Origin of the sequence: Specibacter sp. AOP5-B1-6, from assembly GCF_052376555.1 — a bacterium.
GTDB lineage: Bacteria > Actinomycetota > Actinomycetes > Actinomycetales > Micrococcaceae > Specibacter.
The window spans coordinates 100,306-118,363 of sequence record NZ_JBQSVT010000009.1 but is presented as its reverse complement, the minus strand read 5'-3'; the positions used below and the strand labels follow the sequence as shown (position 1 = coordinate 118,363).

Genomic DNA, 18,058 nt, shown 5'->3' with positions numbered 1-18,058 from the left:
GCACACCATCATGACATCCCCGCCACTGAATCCGCACATGAATACACAGCACCTGGAACCACAGCACCTGAAAACGCCGGCGCCCGGGACGACCGCCACCGTGCGGGTCCCCGGCACCAGCGCCAACCTTGGCCCGGGCTTTGATTCGCTGGGCCTGGCAGTTTCGCTCTACGACACATTGAGCGTCACGGTGCTGCCTGCGCCCGGGCTGGAGTTCGAGTTGAGCGGGGAAGGGGTGGCTGAGCTTCCCCGGGATGCCAGCCACCTGGTGGTGAAGACCATGGACACCGCCTGGGCGCGCCTTGGCTACAGCCGTGGGGGATTGCGGATCACGGCAAGCAATGTTCTCCCGCACGGGCGTGGACTGGGCTCCTCGGCGTCGGCCATCGTGGCCGCCATTATGGCAGCCAACGCCCTGGTTGCACCCGCAGACAGTCAAGACAAGACCTGGGTCCTGCAGCTGGCGTCGGAACTTGAGGGACACCCGGACAATGTTGCCCCGGCCATTTTTGGTGCCGTCGCCGTGTCCTGGCGGGAAGATGCGGGGCTGGTGGGTGACGGCTGGGCCAGCGCCAAGGTCACGCCGTCGAGCCTGGTTGTTCCTGTCGTTGCCATCCCCGACATTGAACTGAAAACTGAACAAGCCCGCGGCATGCTGCCGGCCACCGTGCCCCACGCCGATGCGGCAGCCAATGCCGGCCGGGCGGCGCTGCTGATGCATGCCCTGACGGCGGATCCGGCGCTTTTGCTTGCCGGCACGCGGGACTACCTGCATCAGGACTACCGGGCCGGGGCGATGCCGGCAAGCGCCGCCCTCGTGGCCCAGTTGCGGGCCGGGGGGCATGCGGCGTTCATTTCAGGCGCCGGTCCCACGGTGATGGTGTTGGCCAATGGTGGTGCCGAGGCCGACGCGGTGGTGGGCCACATCACCAATATGGGCTCCAATTCACAAGATCAGTCCGAACACGGCGTGTCTTGGCGGGTTTTGCGGCTTCGGATTGACCTTGAAGGTGCTAAAGTGGAAGTACATCCGTAGCCCATAAACACTTTCCCCTCAATGGCTGTCATCTGGCCAGTGTGGAAATGAACAATGTTTATAGGACACTTGATGCCACTCTTACGGTCGGCGCTATCTTGCGCGGTGACTGCTGGAACAACGCATGGCAGCCGCCGCATTGGTCCTAGAATCGCTCCCATTTGAGATTTGATTCAAAGAGTGAACTACACCATTCCCTGCACCCGCTTTTGTCAGGAACAGGAATGGAACCTCAGATTTTTTCCATGGCCAGCCAGTGCGGCAGCCATTGGGAGGTCTGACACTAATCATCGCGGCCCCAAGAACTGGGCCCGCCATCGAGGGGGAAGGATCCTTCGTGACCGAAACCGTAACTTCAGCCGCTGCTCCAAAGGCTGCTGATTTGGACACCACCGCCACCTCAGCACCCGCCAAGTCCACGGGCTTGGCTGGACTGAAACTGGCCCAGCTGCAGATTCTGGCGGGCCAACTGGGTATCACCGGCGGCTCCAGGATGCGCAAGGGCGATCTTGTTGACGCAATTTCTGCGCACCAGCGCGGCTCGTCAGTGGCTGACCGCCCGGCGCGCTCCAACGCCAAGGCTGCAGACACCAAGACTGCTGACACCAAGGCTGCTGAGCAGGCCCCCGCGGCTTCCGCTCCCGCAGCTTCGTCAAGGCGGGGCTCCGCAGCCAAGAAAGCCGCTGACACAACCGTTGCCCCGGCCGAGACCGAGAAGAGCAACAGCACCGACTCTGCCTCGGGCGACTCCAGCACCGCTGCTGAGCGTCCGGCCCGCGGCCGGGGTCGCAGCCGCCGTGCAGGCAGCAGCGACGGCATCATCACCACAGGCACAGGATCGGCCGCCGCTTCACAGTCTTCCGCACAGGAAGCCGGCACCCAGGCCGCCGCCCCCGCCCAGGAGAGTGCCGCCGTCGAGCCTGCCACTGCTGATTCAGGCAGCCAGGCCGCCGGTGCAGGCGAGCAGGACAGCGAAAACCGCCGCCAGCCCCGCACCCGCAACCGTCGTTCACAAGGTGGCGGACGCCAGCAGGATTCCGCTTCCGAGACTTCTGCCGACAATGGATCCGCTGCCGCCGAGCCTGCCGAAGCAGCAGCCGGCGACAAGGGCGCCCAGGGCGACTCCGGCCAGGGCGACAACGGTGACAACTCCGATCGCAACGGCCGCAACCAGCGCAACAACAACCAGCGCAACCAGCGCAACGGTGGGGACCGCGCAACAGCGGAGCGTTCAGGCAACGACCGCAACAACAGCAACAACAACAACGACGACGAGGACGGCTCGCGCAACAACCGCAACCGCCGCAACCGTCGTGACCGGAACGCCAACGATTCCAACGACCGCAACGATCGCAACGACCGCAGTGGCAACAACAGCCGCAGCGACCGCAATGATCGCAATGACCGGTTCCGTGACAGGAATGAGCGCCGCCGCGGCCGCAACCAGGGTCCCGACTTTGACGACACCGAGGTGACCGAGGACGACGTGCTGCTGCCAGTGGCCGGCATCCTGGACATCCTGGAAAACTACGCGTTTGTGCGCACCTCCGGCTACCTTCCCGGTTCCAATGATGTCTACGTTTCCCTGAACCAGGTGAAGAAGTACAACCTGCGCAAGGGCGATGCCGTGGTTGGTGCCATCCGTGCACCGCGCGAAGGCGAAGACCGCAGCCAGGCGCAGAGCGCACGGCAGAAGTTCAACGCCCTCGTTCGCGTCACGAGCGTCAATGGCAAGAACCCGGACGAGCTCAAGGACCGTGTTGAGTTCGCCAAGCTGGTTCCGCTGTACCCGTCGGAGCGTCTGCGGCTGGAAACCGATCCCAAAAAGGTCGGCCCCCGCGTCATTGACCTGGTTGCGCCGATCGGCAAGGGCCAGCGCGGCTTGATCGTGTCCCCGCCCAAGGCCGGCAAGACCTTGATCCTGCAGTCGATTGCCAATGCGATCACGATCAACAACCCTGAGGTCCACCTCATGATGGTTTTGGTTGACGAACGCCCTGAAGAAGTCACCGACATGCAGCGCACCGTCAAGGGCGAGGTTATTGCCTCCACCTTTGACCGCCCCGCCGACGACCACACACAGGTTGCCGAGCTCTCCATCGAGCGCGCGAAGCGCCTGGTGGAAATGGGCATGGACGTTGTTGTCCTGTTGGACTCCATGACCCGTTTGGGCCGTGCCTACAACAACTCGGCCCCGTCCTCGGGCCGCATCCTCTCCGGTGGTGTCGACTCGGCAGCCCTGTACCCGCCGAAGCGTTTCTTCGGTGCAGCCCGCAACATTGAAAACGGCGGCTCGCTGACCATTCTGGCCACGGCATTGGTGGAAACCGGTTCCAAGGCCGACGAGGTCATCTTCGAAGAGTTCAAGGGCACCGGCAACATGGAGCTCCGCCTGTCACGCCAGCTGGCTGACAAGCGCATCTTCCCCGCCGTTGACGTCAACGGCTCGGGCACGCGGCGGGAAGAGAACCTGCTGTCCGCGGAGGAGGTCAAGATCATGTGGCGTTTGCGCCGCGTGCTCTCCGGCCTGGAAATGCAGCAGTCGCTTGAGCTGCTCACCTCCAAGATCCGTGAAACCCAGTCAAACGTTGAGTTCCTCATGCAGATCCAGAAGACAACCCTGGGCTCCAAGGCCGAACACGACAAATAGCTGAAGTAACGAAACCGCCTCTGTTGTGAAGGGGCCCCCGCCCGCTTCGCGGACGCCCGGAGCTGCTCCCGGGGCCCCTTCACAACGACGGCGGTTTCGTGCGTTAAGCGCAGTGTGTTCCGATCCCTTTGAGTAATTAGACTTGACTGACGTCGAGAGAGGTTTTGAAATGTTTGAATCCATCCATGGGCTCCTTGATGAGCATGCCGAGCTGCAGATGCGCCTCAGCGAGCCTGAAGTGCATGCCGACCAGAAGCTGGCACGGAAGCTGGGCCGCCGGTATGCGGAACTGAGCAACGTGGTTGAGGGTTACCACCGGGTTGAATCCATCGGTGATGACCTTGAGGCGGCCAAGGAAATGGCCACCGAGGATGCGGAGTTTGCCGCTGAAGTTCCTGTCTTGGAGGAACAGCTGGCGACAGCGCAGGAGAAGCTGCGCCGACTGCTGATTCCACGTGACCCCGACGACGCCCGGGACGTGATCCTTGAAGTCAAGGCCGGTGAAGGCGGCGATGAGGCTGCGCTCTTTGCGGCGGATCTGGTGCGCATGTACACCCGTTACGCAGATTCACGCGGGTGGAAGACCGAGATCATCTCGGCCACCGAGTCCGACCTTGGCGGCTACAAGGACATTTCCGTCGCGGTCAAGGGACGCTCCAACGATCCTGCGGAGGGCGTCTTTGCGCGGCTGAAGTTTGAGGGCGGTGTCCACCGTGTCCAGCGCGTGCCGGCAACCGAGTCCCAGGGGCGCATCCACACCTCTGCAGCGGGTGTCTTGGTGCTGCCTGAAGTTGATGAGCCCGAGGAAGTGGACATCAGCCAAAACGATCTCAAGATTGACGTGTACCGATCCTCCGGTCCCGGCGGGCAGTCCGTGAACACGACGGACTCCGCCGTGCGCATCACCCACCTTCCCACAGGCATCGTTGTCGCCATGCAGAATGAGAAATCTCAGCTGCAAAACCGTGAGGCGGGCATGCGCGTGCTCCGTGCCCGCATCCTGGCCCACCAGCAGGCGATCATCGACGCTGAGAACTCTGCCACCCGCAAGTCACAGATCCGCACTATGGACCGTTCGGAGCGCATCCGAACCTACAACTATCCGGAGAACCGGATCGCCGACCACCGCACGGGCTACAAGGCCTACAACCTTGACGCCGTCATGAACGGCGATCTCGAGCCCGTGGTGCAATCGGCCATCCAGATGGACGAGCAGTCACGTTTGGACGCCTTGGGTGACTAGTCCCGATTTGTCGGCCGGTGTGCCGCTGGCGGACGCGGTGAAAAGCGCGACGGCGGTCCTTGCGGCCGCCGGCGTGCCGTCACCGGCGGTGGATGCCCAACTGCTGGCGGCACATTTGTTGCAGGTCAGCCGCGGCGAACTCGCAGCCATGTTATTTGGCACAGCTGTGACACCTTCAGGCTACGATGACCTCATTGCCCGGCGTGAAGCGCGTGAACCCCTGCAGCACATCACCGGGGTTGCGTATTTCAGGCATCTAGGGCTGGCAGTGGGCAAGGGTGTTTTTGTGCCCAGGCCCGAAACGGAGTCTGTGGTTCAGCTGGCCATTGACGAGTTAACCCGCCTGCGCCAGGAACGCGGAGATGCTGCTGAACTCCTTGCCGTTGACCTCGGCACAGGCTCGGGTGCGATGGCAGCCGCGCTTGCCACGGAGCTTCCCGGGGTCCGGGTCCATGCCGTGGAGCTCAGCGACGAGGCTTTTCCCTGGGCCGCAAGAAATCTTGCCGGCACCGGGGCAACACTCGTCCATGGCGACATGCGGGACGCTCTGGGGGAACTGGACGGTACAGTTGACGTGGTTGTTTCAAATCCGCCCTATATTCCGGCCGACGCAATTCCACGGGACATTGAAGTGCGCCTGCACGATCCCCACATGGCACTGTATGGCGGGGGAGCCGACGGCATGGAAATGCCTGCGGCGGCCGCAGCCGCTGCCGCACGCCTGTTGCGGCGCGGCGGCCGCTTCGTCATGGAGCACGCCGAAGTGCAGGCCGAACAAATGGCGGCACTGCTGACGGGCAGCGGGGACTGGGATGATGTGCGCACCCACCTCGACCTGACCGGACGGGACAGGGCAACGAGCGGCTGCCGCCGCTAGCTTGCGGCAGGTGAACTTCATGATTGGCCGGACGCGTTCAATCCCATGGGCGCCGTGATGAAAGAATGAGTCTGTGAGTACCACTTCCTATAACTGCACCAATGAAGCCCAACGCGCTGAAGGCCTGGCCCATGCCCAGAAAGCCATTGCAGCGAAGCAGGTCATTGTCATGCCCACCGACACCGTCTACGGCATTGCCGCCGACGCGTTCTCCCCGCAGGCAGTGGCGACGCTGCTGGCAGCCAAGGGGCGCGGACGCAACATGCCCCCGCCGGTGCTGATCCCGAGGATTGGCACGATGGAGGGCCTCGCCGTTGAAATTTCCGACGACGCCCGCAAGTTGGCTGAAAAGTACTGGCCCGGCCCGCTCACCTTGATCTTCCACGCCCAGCCAACCCTGACATGGGATCTGGGCGACACTGTCGGCACTGTCGCGCTGCGTGTCCCCGACGACCAGTTGGCCCTCGATCTGCTCACCATCACCGGGCCGCTGGCTGTTTCAAGCGCGAACAGGACCGGTCAGGCTGCGGCCCAGACAGCCTCGGAGGCCCGTACGCAGTTGGCCGAGTCCGTGGAGGTGTACCTTGAGGGCGGTTTCCGCCCGTTGGAAGGCACCGATGGCACGCCGTCAACCATTGTTGACGCAACCGGCCTTCGCCTGCGTGTAGTCCGCGAGGGGGCCGTCTCACTGGAAGAAATCCAACGGATGATCCCCAGCGCCCTCGGCGCGGATGTGGAGCCGGAAATGTGGTCCCCGGTGAACTTGGTGAAAAACGATCCTGTGGAAGCTGCAGAAGCTGCCGGGGAGGCTGTTCCTGCCATTGACCTGGTGAAGAAGGACGCTGCCGAAGCCGCCACAACGGCCGCCGGTGACGCCGGTGACACCAAGGATTCAGCCGACGCCAAGTCGTAGCCTTGCAATACGGCCGTGGCCCCCAAATTCAGGATTTGGGGGCCACTGCTGCATTACCGGAGGGGTCTGGGTGATCAGGGGGTCGCCGGGTACTCGACGTCGCCGACATGGTCGCCCCATTCAGTCTCGGGTCCCTCCTGGCCTTCATCCAGGGCCTCCCACATGGCCAGATGGGACATGAAGTCCGAGGGCGTTGCACCGTGCCAGTGCCATTCACCCGGGGGAGTGTAGACGGTGTCGCCGGGAAGCATTTCCACGATCTCCCCGCCGCGGGACTGCACCAGGCCACGGCCATCGGTGACGTGCAGCGTCTGGCCGTTGGCATGCCGGTGCCAGGCTGTCCTTGCCCCTGGTGCGAACCTGACAGTGTTGACGCGCAGCCGGGACGGGGCCTGTCCGGCGGCAATGACGTCGAAATGGACGTCGCCGGTAAACATTTCGGCAGGACCCTTTGTGGTCGGGGTCTTGGGCACTCGTTTCATGGGTTGCTCCTTTGGTGTATTGATGGGTCTTGGGCTGCAGCGTCGGGGCCGGACTGGGCCGGTGCGCTTGTCCAGCTGCCAAGCAGTTGCAAGGCATCCGACGAGGGGCTTCCTGCCGGGGCGGTATATACGAGCATCGTCAGGCCGGGGTCAGACGGGAACTCCATGGCCTCGTAATTCAAGTCCAGGCCGCCCACCAGGGGGTGATGCAGTTTCTTGGTGCCGGTTCGGTGAAAGCGCACATTGTGTGCTGCCCAGCGCTGGCGGAAATCCTCACTGCGGGTGGACAGTTCCCCCACCAGCTCGGTCAGCGCCTTGTCGCAGGGGTTCCTTCCGGCCTCTTGACGCAGCATGGCAGCGAGGTCGTCTGCGGCCCGGTCCCAGTCGGTGAAGAAGCTTTTGGACGACGGGTCAAGGTAAACAAACCGTGCGGTGTTTGCCGGCTGGTGGGGCGAGCCCAATATGGGCGCATACAGCGCCCTGGCCAGGTGGTTGCCGGCAAGGAAGTCGTGCCGGGCGTTGCGGATCCAGGCGGGGATGCCCGGCATCGCATCAAGCACCTCCTGCAAATTGGGCCGGACCGCCACCGCTGCCGTCCGCCGTCCTGCCCGCGCAACAGCCACCGGCTTTTTGGCCAAGGCAAATTTTCCGGCCAGGGCGAGCAAGTGCTCGCACTCGGCGTCGTCAAGCTGCAATGCGTGGGCGACAGCCTCCAGCACGCCCTCCGACACGCCGGCCAGATTGCCGCGCTCCATGCGAACGTAATAGTCGATGCTGACGCCGGCGAGCAGGGAGACTTCCTCCCGGCGCAGCCCCTTCACGCGGCGGGTGCCGCCGTACGACGGCAGGCCAGCCTGCGCAGGGGTGATCTTGGCCCGGCGGCTGGAGAGGAACTCGCGGATCTCAGATTTGTGGTCCATGTTCTCCACAGTACGCCGGGGCAGCGGGCCGAGGGAGGCACTGCCATTACCTGTATTGGGAGGAACTCCCACACGAAATACCGCCATGCTGCGGGCGGCATCGTCATCGCACCCTTGGCGTGCTCCTGCGGGAACTGTGCGTTCTGCCGAAGGGTGGTGTGGTTACACCTTCTGTCGGGCTGACCGGGCTGTCTGGGCCCGCTCCAGCACGCCGCGCACGGCCGGAGCCGGGCTGATCCCGGCCGACTCCGCCCAGCCGGGCGACTGCGCCTGGCCAAACCACATCAGTTCGACCCTTCGGATGGGGCCGTGGAGGCGTTCGCCCAGCAGCCTGGACACAAAATACCCGCCGGACAGGACCGTGTGGCACATCCACTCCGGCAGGCGCAGGGGTGTGCGGCCCCCTGCAGCAGCCAGGACGTCGCTGACGGAAAGGCCTTCCCAGGGTTGCAGCACCAGCGCAGGAACAACTCCCTGGTGCTGGCCGGTTTCGACCACAAACCAGGCCAGGGCGTTGATTGAACTTACCGGTGTGGGGGCAGTGCCGGGAGCCGCGACGGATGCCAGCGGCGATGCGGCGACCTTGGCCAGGGACAACGTGGTGGGCCGGTTCGGGCCTTGAACCGACGTGGCGCGCACCGTGACCCAGCCGGTCTCAGGCAAAGCGCCTGTCTCCCCAGCCGGAGCGGCTGATTCCCCGGCCAGCAGTTCCAAAACTTCCTCGCCCAGTGCCTTTGACCGCGAATACGCCGAAAACGGTGCGCGGTCGGAGCCCTCGTCAATGACCCGGCGGTGGCCCTGGACAGACGCACTGCTCAGATGGACAAGGCGGCGCACTCCCGCGGCCCGTGCGGCCAGGGCGATGACGGCGGGCAGCAGGGCATTGGCACCAGTCAGGGCAGGTGATTCGCCGTCGCCCGGGGTTGCCAGGCCGGCCGCATTGACGACGACGTCGGCGCCGGCAAACGCCTGGCGCAGCGAAACAAACGTGGCCCCGGCGGACGCAGCGGCGGCCCGTGCCTCCTCGGCAAGCAACCCTGCCGTTTCAGCGGTGGCAAGGAGCCTTGGCGCGGACAAGGTGTCGACATCGAAGCCGCGGTCGCGCAGTTCAGCGACAATGGCACTGCCGACAAAACCCGTGGAGCCGAGGACCAGCCAGCGCAAGCCGGAAGAGTTGCCGGAAGAATTGACAGTCATGTTAGACGTTGCTTTCCATTGGGGGCATGGTCTCAAAATCGGTGGCGGCCAGGATTCTGCGCGATTCACGCCAGCCGGCAAGCAGCCAGCCGCTGCCGCGCAATGTTTTTTCAACACCCACGAGCCGCAGCAGCTCCTTGGCGGCTGTCAGCGCCGTGCCCAGGCCAAATCCGACGCGGTTGAACTTGCCGTGGGCGCGCAGATATTGGGCCACCAGGCCACGGTTTCGCATCACGTAGTAGCGGCTCAGGTCGGAGGAGTCGTTGAGGTGCCTGATGCGCAGGTCAATGCTGCGCTGGGCCCGGGCTTTGTGCAGCACAAATTCGTTGACGTACATGACGGGGCGCTGCAGGGAGATCTGCCAGCCATAGATGGTGTCGTCCCAGGTCAGGAAGAAGCGCGGATCCGGCAGGCCGACACCCCTGACGGCGTCCGAATGCAGCAGCATGCCTTCGAAACACCCGACGTTCGTGGCGAATTCGTTCGACTTCTCAAAGGCGTCCCCGCGCACCGGCAACGGGAATCCCAGGAAGGTGTTGAAATTGTTTTGCCAGTAAAACGGCTTCCCGGCTGCGTCATAGCGGCGCCCCACGATGGCGTCGTATTTGTCCATCCACGGGCCAAAGGCGCCGATGGCCCCGGGAACGCACGTGACGTCGTCGTCCATCAGCCACATCCACTGGGCGCCCTCGGCCAGGGCCCGTTCCACGCCCGCCGAGAACCCGCCGGCACCGCCAACGTTCTCTGCGAGGCGGTGGTGAACCACCGAAATCGGCCTTGGCAGGGCGGCGAACTGTCCCTGTACGGTCGCAACCAGCGAGTCGGTTGAGTCGGTGCTTGCGTTGTTGACGATGATGATGCCGTCGGGGGCGGGGGTCAGCGCCGCGACGGAGGCCAGCAGGTCGGTCAGGTAATCCACACGGTTGAACGTGGTGATGACAATGAAGAAGCGCTCGCGCCGGTCCAAACTCAAAACTTTTGGTCCTTCATGGGGCCGAATTTTGCGCCCCGCAGTCCGGCTCCGTAGGTGCGGACCCACTTGGCAAGGCCCTTGACGTCGCCCTTTTTAAGGAAGAAGAGCGGATACCCGACGGCGTCAGCCACGAAGGAGCGCACGCGGAGGTGCTTGCGGGTGAGGTAGCCGCGGTTGCGGTAGTAGTAAAAGCTCTTGAACGGCGTTTCCGGGACCAGCACATGGAGCCTGTCGCCGAGCACTTCCTGCACCTCGCCCCAGCCGGCCGGATGCGTCAGGGCCACCGAGGTGACGGTGCCAAATTTCACCTTGGCCTGGCGCAGGCGGAGCATGAAATCTGTTTCGTCGCCGCGGATGAACAGGCGCAGGTCCGGCAGGCCGACCTTGAAAAACACGTCGGTGCGGATCAATGCGCCGTTGAAAAATTGGCCCACATTGTCGATGAAGCCCAACGGCTCAACCACCGAGCGCTCATGCGTCAGGTGGCCGTCAATGCGGAACGGGAAGGACAGCTTGGTGGGCTCGCCGGGTGCCACAATCAAGGGCACGACGACGTCGAGCCGGCGGGACTTGGCGGCCGCCAGCAGCGTGGCCAGGCAGGCAGGATCTTCCGGATGGGCGTCGTCGTCCATGATCCAGACCCAGTCGGCACCGGAGGCGATGGCGTTCAGGATGGCAAGGGAGAAGCCGCCAGCGCCACCCAGATTTGCCAGCGAACGCACATAGTTGACCTCGGCGGGCGCGGCGGCGGCGATGTCCTCCACGGCTTCGGTGCCCGAGTCCACCAAGGCAATGGCATGGGGGGTGTGGGTTTGCGCCGACAGGGCCCCCAGCAACGTGCGCACGTCCTCGGGCCGGTCAAAGGTGACGGCAGCGACGGCTACAGTATCTGTCAAGTGGAGTCCTTTCGGGTGGTGCTCGCGGCGTTGCCCGGCATCCGGCACGGCTAAACAGTGAGTAGTCATCGGAAGGGATTACTATTCTTGTGTAGCCTCCACTTTAGTACAGCCTCAGTCCCGTGGACTGTTGCGCCGTGGACAACAGTGCCCTAGCGGGCAACACCTTGGCAGAATACGGAAATACGAATCACGTTGAATACCTCAAGCACGCAGCCATACGGAAAAGCAGGGCTCACTTCCACTGACGGTGAAAGCAAGCCGCGGCTGTGGCTTTGGTCACAAGGAATTCTTGATTCGCTGTGCTGGGTGATTGCCTTGATGCTGGCCGTGTTGCTGCGCTACGAGCTGGATGTGAAGCTGATTAACTTCCCCGGCCTCACGGTTTTGATGGCCATCGCCGTTGCCACCCAGCTCATCGCCGGGTGGTACATGGCACTGTACCGGGGACGCTATATTTTCGGCAGCATTCAAGAGGCCCGCGTGCTGATTGCGGTGACACTGATAGTGGGTGTTGTCACAAGTATTCTTTTGTCAGTTTTCATCAACGAGCTGCACATCGCCCGTTCCGTGGCCGTTATTGCGTTCCCCTTCGCCGCACTTTCCATGGCAGCCGTGCGGTATGCCAAGCGGCTCTATGTTGAGGGCAAGCCGATTTTTGGTGAAGAAGCCCAAAAAACCTTGATTTACGGTGCCGGTTTTCTCGGCAATTCACTGGTGACCCGCATGGTCCAGGACCCGGAATCGCCTTACGTCCCGGTGGGTCTCATTGACGATGACGCCGCGAAAAAGCACCTGCGCCTGAGCTCGGTTGGCGTTCTGGGCGGCGGTCATGAGCTCCCTGAAATCATCAAGCGCACCAGGTCCACTGTGATCGTGCTGGCCATGACCCACCTCAGCGCCAAGCGGATCCGCGAAATCTCCGACAGCGTCTCGGGCCTTGGCGTCAAGGTGCTGGTGCTCCCGCCGCTGCAGGAGATGCTGAGCCCCGACACCAACCGGGACAACAAGGGCGGACTGACCGATTTCCGTGAAATCGACGTTGCCGACCTCATTGGCCGCACACCCGTGGAAACCCAGGTGGAACAAATCGCCGGCTACGTCAGGGGCAAGCGGGTGCTTGTCACAGGCGCCGGCGGTTCAATCGGTTCCGAACTCTGCCGCCAGCTCAGCAGCTTCGAGCCAGCCGAGCTCATGATGCTGGACCGGGACGAATCCGGCCTGCAGCACACCCAGCTTTCCATTGAGGGCCACGGCCTGCTGAACAACAAAAACATCCTGCTGGCGGACATTCGGGATGCGGATGCGTTGAACCGGATCTTTGCCAAGCGCCGCCCCGAAGTTGTTTTCCACGCCGCCGCGCTGAAACACGCACCCCTGCTGCAGATGTACCCGGAAGAGGGCTGGAAGACCAACGTAGTCGGCTCCCTGAACGTGCTCCAGGCGGCCCGCGGCGTGGATGTTGAAACGTTTGTGAACGTCTCCACTGACAAGGCTGCCAGCCCCACAACCGCATTGGGCCACTCCAAGCGGGCAGCTGAAAAGCTGACGTCCTGGATGGCGGGGGAGACGGGCAAACGCTACGTTTCGGTCCGCTTCGGCAACGTCATCGGCAGTCGCGGCTCCATGCTGCCGCTGTTCACCGACCAGATCAACAACGGCGGCCCTGTCACAGTCACCCACCCCGATGTGACGCGCTTTTTCATGACCATCCCAGAGGCCTGCCAGCTCGTCATCCAGGCAGGCGCCATCGGGCACGGCGGCGACGTGCTGATCCTCGACATGGGCGAGCCCGTGCGCATCATGGACGTGGCGGAGCGCATGATCGCCATGTCCGGGCGTGACATCAAGATCAAGATCACCGGCTTGCGCCCCTCGGAAAAATTGCACGAGCAGCTCACGGGTGACGACGAGGTCAACGACCCGGACGGCCACGCCAAAATTTCGCACACCCACGCCCGGCCACTGAGCCCGGCGGACCTGGACCTGGCGCTGTGGCTGCAGCGCTGCCAGGATGAGGCGGGCCCCGACGCCCCCAGCATTGACGAGTCCGACGGCGACGTTGCGGCAGGCGCCTGATGGAAACCTGGGCACAGATCACCGTTGGCGCCGTCGCGCTTGTCTTGGCACTGCTTCTCCCGTTGGGGGTGCGTCCGTTGTTGGCGCGGGCAGGGGTCCTTGACGTGCCCAATGCCCGTTCCTCCCATACGGAGCCCACCATCCGCGGCATGGGCATTACGACGGCGGCCGCATTGTCCGCCGCCATCCTCGTGGCGGTGTTCCTGCCGCAGAGCGGGGACGCAAAGCGGGCGTCGCTGACCCTGGTGGTGATCCTCGCCGTCGTGCTTGCCGCATCCGCCATTGGCTGGATTGAGGACATCCGCGGGCTGTCGGTAAAAGTCAGGGCCGGCCTGCAGCTGACCGTGGGCGGGCTCGCCACAGCCGCCGTGGCGATCATAGACCCCGGCCAGCAGCAGTTGTGGCTGATTCCGGCCGGCGCCATTGCTGTCGCCGCGTATGTCAACGTCACGAACTTCATGGACGGCATCAACGGCATTTCCGGCACGCACGGCCTGCTTGTGGGCGGGTTTTACGCCTATGCCGGTTTTGTCGCCGGCCACGGCTGGCTGGTTTACGTTGGCATTGCGATCGCCATGGCGTTCACCGGCTTCCTGCCGTGGAACTTGAGCCGCAACAAGGTTTTCCTCGGCGATGTTGGCAGCTACCTGCTCGGCGCCTCGATCGCCGTGACGGCCATGTGCGCGTTTTTGGTTGGCGTGCCCGTTGAATACATTTTCTCGCCGGTGCTGATCTACCTGACCGACACCTTTGTGACGTTCCTGCGCCGGCTCCTGGCCGGTGAGCGCTGGTATGCAGCCCACCGCCAGCATGTGTACCAGCGGTTGACGATCGTTGGCCTGAGCCATATTCAGGCCACGGCAGTTGTCTGCGCGGCGACGATTCTTGTCAGCGTCCTCGGCATCATGGCAGCACAAGGCGGAGAAGTCGCCCAGATTGTGGCCACGGCCGCCGGGTTTGTTGTGGTGTTGCTTTACCTGCGCACACCCACCCTGTTCCAGAAGCTCCTGCAGGGGCGTGCCGGGCGGGCCCGGCGTGCGGACGGTGCCAGCGGCGCTGGCGTGAACCCGCAGGACTGAAGCCCGGACCGCTGAAACGTCAGGGCCGGCGGGAGTTGTGAGGCCCTTGGCGCTTCGCGTCGAATTCAAGTTCTATCTCGTGTAGAATTTCTTTTGGTGACATTCACCCGTCTTTTTCCGCTTTGCCTTGATTCACTTGAATCGCTGGGCTGCGGAGTCAGGCGATCCTCCCTGACGATGGAGTTCCCATGAAGGACAAAAATGCCGCCGGCGGTGCTGTGCGCGGTCATTTGGCGGCTTCTGGTCCTTCTGCGAGCCCCAGCTGGAACATCCTGAAAAAGTGTCTTCTGGTTGACGGCATTGCCGTCGTCCTCATGGTGGTTCTGGCTTTTGTCTTCACCGACTCGGACGGCGTGCTCAGCGTGTTGTTTGGTTCCCTTCTGGTGGTGGCCTTTTTCGGTCTCAGCCTGCTGGTGGGCCACATCTTCAGCAGGAGAATGCCGGAGGCGGTGATGGGCATCTTCGTGATGACATATTTCGTCAAGGTGGTTGGATTCGCCGCCGTACTGTTTGCACTTGGCACACCCACTTGGCTGAACAAACCCTGGTTTGCCGCAGCTGCAGTGGTTTGTGTCTTGCTGTGGCAAGCCACCGAGGTTGTCATCTTCAGCAGGCAGCGCTTCCTGATCTTCGATCAACCAGCCGCGAAAATTCCGTCGGAAGATATTCGTCCGGACGGGGAATTGCCGGCGGGCGGCGACACAAAGGATCCTGCACATGACAACTAAGAAGCCTGACGACAATGAACGCCAGCACGTGGTGGTTCCGCCGAAGAACAATGCAGGGAAGCTGGACTACACCTACATTATTGGCGGAATCCTGCTCTGGGGTTTGATAGGGTGGGGACTGGACTTTTTGTTGCAAACGTCATGGATTGTGTTCGCAGCCATACCCGTTGGGGTTGTCTGCGGATATTACCTGGCACGACATCATCAACGGCATGGTCGCCAAGATGATGGCAACTAGCAATGAATCCCACCATCAGACTTTTTCACGGTGCTGATCATCTTTTGATGGACCACCACACTTGCCCTATGACCGAAACTGCAGAGAGGACAGCGCGTTGACCGCGTTTGCGCTTCCGATGGCCTCGAATGACGGTGGCTTCATTCCACCGACGATTAGCGACACCCACCTCCCAGACATCCTTCCCTGGATGGCCGAATACGGCACCGGGATTGGCAAGCAGATGATCATGGTCATCTTGTCGGTGGTACTGATTGCTGTGTTCTTTAAGGTCGCGATCCGAAACCCGAAACTGGTTCCGGGCCGAGTCCAGTTCTTCGCCGAAGGCTTCTACAGCTTCGCGCGCAACACAGTTGGCCGCGACATCATGGGTGAGAAGAACTTCCGCCCCTGGGTGCCGCTGCTCTTCTCCGTGTTCTTGTTTGTGCTGCTGAACAACATTTTTGGCGCCATTCCGTTCCTGCAGCTGCCTTCCTTCTCCCACGCCGGCAGTGCTTATGCAATTGCCTTGATCATCTACTTCACGTGGATTGCTGTTGGCGTGCAAAAGAATGGCATCCGCTTCTTCAAGCTGGCAGTCGTTCCTTCAGGTGTACCTGGCTGGATCCTGCCGCTGCTTGTGCCGTTGGAAATCATTTCCAACTTCATTGTCCGCCCGCTGACGCACTCCTTGCGTTTGATGGCAACAATGCTTGCCGGCCACATGATTGTGATCCTGGCAGGCAGCGGCGCGCAGTACTTGATCATGGAACAAGACAACATCCTGCTCAACGCCACCGGCGTCGCAGTGATCGCCGGTTCGGTGGCCATGTATGGCCTGGAACTGCTGATCATGGTGCTGCAGGCGTTCGTCTTCACCTTGCTGACCGCAATCTACATCCAGGGCAGCCTGGACGCGGATTCACACTAATTCTTTCTCCGCACCACCTTTGTTTTCTCGAATATAGAACCACCTCACAACCTGCCGGCACAACGCCGGTATCTTGAAAGGAACGAAATGGAACTCCACGGCTCGCTCAACATGATTGGCTACGGCCTGGCCGCAATTGGCTCGGCTATTGGTGTTGGCATGATCTTCGCTGCTTACATCAACGGTGTAGCACGCCAGCCGGAAGCTCAGCGCATCCTGCAGCCCATCGCACTGCTTGGCTTCGCCCTTGCAGAAGCACTGGCCATCCTTGGTCTGGTCTTCGCCTTCGTCGTTGGCGTCTAGTCCAAAGTCGTTTTTGTCCTGTCTTTTCGGGGCTGAAATTTTCATGGACGAATATCAGATAAGGATAAGTGAGAAATGATTACCGCAGAAGTAATCCTCGCTGCTAGTGAGGGTGCAAACCCGCTCCTGCCGAACTGGTGGGAAGTTCTAGTTACAGCTGTGGCTTTCGCTGTCCTGCTCTTTGTGGTGAAGAAATACATCGCACCCACCTTCGAGAAGTCATACACGGACCGTGTAGAGGCCATCGAGGGTGGAATTGAGAAGGCGGAAGAGGCCCAGGCCGAAGCTAACGCCCTCTTGGAGCAGTACAAGGCCCAGCTGATGGACGCTCGCACGGAAGCCAATGGCATCCGTGAGACCGCCCGTGCAGAAGGCGCCCAGATCCTGGCAGACCTGAAGGCGAAGGCTGCAGAGGAATCTGCACGCATCACCGCACAGGCACAGGTTCAGATCGAATCCGAGCGCGTTGCCGCAGTGAACTCCCTCCGCAACGAGGTTGGCACTTTGGCTACATCGCTGGCAGGCAAAATCGTTGGCGAAGCCCTCAACGACGATGCGCGTTCCAACCGTGTGGTTGAGCGCTTCCTGGCCGATCTGGAAAACCAGTCGAACGCGGGTGCATCGAAGTAATGGCAGGTGTATCGAGCAAGTCATTGGCAGCGGCTCTGGAGTCGTTGGAACCCAAGCTCGCCACTGCGTCGATCGCATTGGCCCAGGACCTTTTTGCAATCTTGGAGCTCCTGGACAGCAACGCCGGCCTGCGCCGCGCCCTGACCGATCCCACTCGCGAGAGTGCGGCCAAGGCAGCACTGGCCACCACGCTCATTGCAGGCAAGGTCAGCCCCGATGCACAGTCAGTGTTTCTGGAACTGGTTGCCTCACGCTGGAGCTCGGCACGTGACCTGGGCGATGCACTGGAAGTCTTGGCAGCAACCTCGGCGATCGCGGTTGCCGAAGGTCAAGGTGGCGGTTCTGCCAACCTGGACAAGCTTGAAGAGGAACTCTTCACGTTTATCCGAGTTGTTGGGTCCAGTCATGAACTGCAGCGCGCATTTGACGATGCACAGGCTGCGGGTTCGGCCAAGGGCGCCCTGGCGCTCAAGGTTGTCCCCGAGGCCGGCGACGTTTCCGCGCTGTTGATCCGCCAGGCCGTAACTTCCCCCCGGGGGCTCAAGCCCACGGCCCTGGTGCAACGTTTCGTGGAATTGGTTGCCAAACGCCAGCAGCGCTGGATTGCCTACGTCAGTGTCACCCGTGACCTGACCGCAGTGCAGTTGAACCGCTTGCAGGCCGGCTTGAACAATCTCTACGGTCGCGAATTGAAGATCAATGTCAATATCGATCCGACATTGGTCGGCGGAATCAAGGTTGTTGTGGGGGATGAGGTTGTTGACGCAACCGCAGCCACACGACTGGCTGATCTTCGCCGCCGGTTGGCAGTCTAGGAAGCTTTAGTTTCCTGACAGCCAGTCCACAACAGACTGAATCAAACATTTCGGCCACCGCAGCCACTATCGCGGCGGTAGCCACAACT

At 62.2% G+C, this 18,058-nt stretch carries 18 protein-coding genes; 13 read left to right on the top strand and 5 right to left on the bottom strand.

Features of this window, described 5'->3' with window-relative positions; translation table 11 throughout:
• The first annotated feature begins 37 nt into the window (after positions 1-37).
• The 5 genes from thrB to ACT3TS_RS06660 all read left to right on the top strand — a co-directional run bounded on the left by thrB (position 38) and on the right by ACT3TS_RS06660 (position 6,719).
• On the top strand, positions 38-1,036 hold the full coding sequence (gene thrB / locus ACT3TS_RS06680; protein ID WP_444530718.1) for a homoserine kinase: 999 nt from the start codon (positions 38-40) through the stop codon (positions 1,034-1,036).
• Between the two features lie 337 nt (positions 1,037-1,373).
• Positions 1,374-3,686: a transcription termination factor Rho gene (gene rho / locus ACT3TS_RS06675; protein ID WP_444530717.1), complete on the top strand. Its 2,313-nt coding sequence runs from the start codon at positions 1,374-1,376 to the stop codon at positions 3,684-3,686.
• A gap of 169 nt (positions 3,687-3,855) precedes the next feature.
• Positions 3,856-4,929: a peptide chain release factor 1 gene (gene prfA, locus ACT3TS_RS06670; protein ID WP_444530716.1), complete on the top strand. Its 1,074-nt coding sequence runs from the start codon at positions 3,856-3,858 to the stop codon at positions 4,927-4,929.
• On the top strand, positions 4,922-5,806 hold the full coding sequence (prmC, locus tag ACT3TS_RS06665; protein ID WP_444530715.1) for a peptide chain release factor N(5)-glutamine methyltransferase: 885 nt from the start codon (positions 4,922-4,924) through the stop codon (positions 5,804-5,806). The genes prfA and prmC overlap by 8 nt, the downstream gene beginning before the upstream one ends.
• Before the next feature lie 73 nt (positions 5,807-5,879).
• Entirely contained in the window at positions 5,880-6,719 is an 840-nt protein-coding gene (locus ACT3TS_RS06660; protein WP_444530714.1) for an L-threonylcarbamoyladenylate synthase, read from the top strand.
• A gap of 74 nt (positions 6,720-6,793) precedes the next feature.
• Here ACT3TS_RS06660 and ACT3TS_RS06655 read toward each other — a convergent pair whose 3' ends face one another.
• The 5 genes from ACT3TS_RS06655 to ACT3TS_RS06635 all read right to left on the bottom strand — a co-directional run bounded on the left by ACT3TS_RS06655 (position 6,794) and on the right by ACT3TS_RS06635 (position 11,187).
• Positions 6,794-7,201 carry a (R)-mandelonitrile lyase gene (locus tag ACT3TS_RS06655; protein ID WP_444530713.1) on the bottom strand — a complete coding sequence of 136 codons (408 nt, stop codon included), beginning with the start codon at positions 7,199-7,201 and terminating at the stop codon, positions 6,794-6,796.
• Positions 7,198-8,121: a helix-turn-helix transcriptional regulator gene (locus tag ACT3TS_RS06650; protein ID WP_444530712.1), complete on the bottom strand. Its 924-nt coding sequence runs from the start codon at positions 8,119-8,121 to the stop codon at positions 7,198-7,200. The genes ACT3TS_RS06655 and ACT3TS_RS06650 overlap by 4 nt, the downstream gene beginning before the upstream one ends.
• A 162-nt stretch (positions 8,122-8,283) precedes the next feature.
• Positions 8,284-9,318, bottom strand: coding sequence for an NAD-dependent epimerase/dehydratase family protein (locus ACT3TS_RS06645; protein WP_444530711.1), 1,035 nt, complete (start codon positions 9,316-9,318; stop codon positions 8,284-8,286).
• Position 9,319: 1 nt separating this feature from the next.
• Complete coding sequence (locus tag ACT3TS_RS06640) at positions 9,320-10,291, bottom strand: glycosyltransferase (RefSeq protein ID WP_444530710.1); 972 nt, start codon at positions 10,289-10,291, stop codon at positions 9,320-9,322.
• Positions 10,288-11,187, bottom strand: a complete 900-nt coding sequence (locus ACT3TS_RS06635; protein WP_444530709.1) for a glycosyltransferase family 2 protein — start codon at positions 11,185-11,187, stop codon at positions 10,288-10,290. Before ACT3TS_RS06635 ends, ACT3TS_RS06640 begins: the two co-directional genes overlap by 4 nt.
• A 309-nt stretch (positions 11,188-11,496) precedes the next feature.
• Here ACT3TS_RS06635 and ACT3TS_RS06630 point away from each other — a divergent pair, with 309 nt between their 5' ends.
• The 8 genes from ACT3TS_RS06630 (at position 11,497) to ACT3TS_RS06595 (ending at position 17,969) form a co-directional block, all read left to right on the top strand.
• Positions 11,497-13,266, top strand: a complete 1,770-nt coding sequence (locus ACT3TS_RS06630) for a polysaccharide biosynthesis protein (protein ID WP_444530708.1) — start codon at positions 11,497-11,499, stop codon at positions 13,264-13,266.
• The gene (locus ACT3TS_RS06625) at positions 13,266-14,345 is read left to right on the top strand and encodes an MraY family glycosyltransferase (protein ID WP_444530707.1); all 1,080 of its coding nucleotides are present in this window, start codon (positions 13,266-13,268) and stop codon (positions 14,343-14,345) included. Before ACT3TS_RS06630 ends, ACT3TS_RS06625 begins: the two co-directional genes overlap by 1 nt.
• A gap of 188 nt (positions 14,346-14,533) precedes the next feature.
• Positions 14,534-15,073 carry a hypothetical protein gene (locus ACT3TS_RS06620; RefSeq protein ID WP_444530706.1) on the top strand — a complete coding sequence of 180 codons (540 nt, stop codon included), beginning with the start codon at positions 14,534-14,536 and terminating at the stop codon, positions 15,071-15,073.
• Positions 15,063-15,311 (top strand): hypothetical protein, encoded by a 249-nt coding sequence (locus tag ACT3TS_RS06615; RefSeq protein WP_444530705.1) that lies wholly within the window; start codon positions 15,063-15,065, stop codon positions 15,309-15,311. Before ACT3TS_RS06620 ends, ACT3TS_RS06615 begins: the two co-directional genes overlap by 11 nt.
• A 97-nt stretch (positions 15,312-15,408) precedes the next feature.
• Positions 15,409-16,221, top strand: coding sequence for a F0F1 ATP synthase subunit A (gene atpB, locus ACT3TS_RS06610; protein ID WP_444530704.1), 813 nt, complete (start codon positions 15,409-15,411; stop codon positions 16,219-16,221).
• 87 nt (positions 16,222-16,308) lie between these two features.
• Entirely contained in the window at positions 16,309-16,524 is a 216-nt protein-coding gene (locus ACT3TS_RS06605; protein WP_038463392.1) for an ATP synthase F0 subunit C, read from the top strand.
• Between the two features lie 75 nt (positions 16,525-16,599).
• The gene (locus ACT3TS_RS06600) at positions 16,600-17,154 is read left to right on the top strand and encodes a F0F1 ATP synthase subunit B (RefSeq protein WP_444530703.1); all 555 of its coding nucleotides are present in this window, start codon (positions 16,600-16,602) and stop codon (positions 17,152-17,154) included.
• Positions 17,154-17,969, top strand: coding sequence for a F0F1 ATP synthase subunit delta (locus ACT3TS_RS06595; RefSeq protein WP_444530702.1), 816 nt, complete (start codon positions 17,154-17,156; stop codon positions 17,967-17,969). Before ACT3TS_RS06600 ends, ACT3TS_RS06595 begins: the two co-directional genes overlap by 1 nt.
• The last annotated feature ends 89 nt before the right edge of the window (positions 17,970-18,058 follow it).

Excerpts from the sequence above, each read along its gene's own strand:
- thrB (WP_444530718.1), top strand. The coding sequence starts at position 38 with ATGAATACACAGCACCTGGAACCACAGCACCTGAAAACGCCGGCGCCC.
- prfA (WP_444530716.1), top strand. The coding sequence starts at position 3,856 with ATGTTTGAATCCATCCATGGGCTCCTTGATGAGCATGCCGAGCTGCAG.
- ACT3TS_RS06655 (WP_444530713.1), bottom strand. The coding sequence starts at position 7,201 with ATGAAACGAGTGCCCAAGACCCCGACCACAAAGGGTCCTGCCGAAATG.
- ACT3TS_RS06650 (WP_444530712.1), bottom strand. The coding sequence starts at position 8,121 with ATGGACCACAAATCTGAGATCCGCGAGTTCCTCTCCAGCCGCCGGGCC.
- ACT3TS_RS06645 (WP_444530711.1), bottom strand. The coding sequence starts at position 9,318 with ATGACTGTCAATTCTTCCGGCAACTCTTCCGGCTTGCGCTGGCTGGTC.
- ACT3TS_RS06625 (WP_444530707.1), top strand. The coding sequence starts at position 13,266 with ATGGAAACCTGGGCACAGATCACCGTTGGCGCCGTCGCGCTTGTCTTG.
- ACT3TS_RS06620 (WP_444530706.1), top strand. The coding sequence starts at position 14,534 with ATGAAGGACAAAAATGCCGCCGGCGGTGCTGTGCGCGGTCATTTGGCG.
- ACT3TS_RS06615 (WP_444530705.1), top strand. The coding sequence starts at position 15,063 with ATGACAACTAAGAAGCCTGACGACAATGAACGCCAGCACGTGGTGGTT.
- ACT3TS_RS06605 (WP_038463392.1), top strand. The coding sequence starts at position 16,309 with ATGGAACTCCACGGCTCGCTCAACATGATTGGCTACGGCCTGGCCGCA.
- ACT3TS_RS06600 (WP_444530703.1), top strand. The coding sequence starts at position 16,600 with ATGATTACCGCAGAAGTAATCCTCGCTGCTAGTGAGGGTGCAAACCCG.
- ACT3TS_RS06595 (WP_444530702.1), top strand. The coding sequence starts at position 17,154 with ATGGCAGGTGTATCGAGCAAGTCATTGGCAGCGGCTCTGGAGTCGTTG.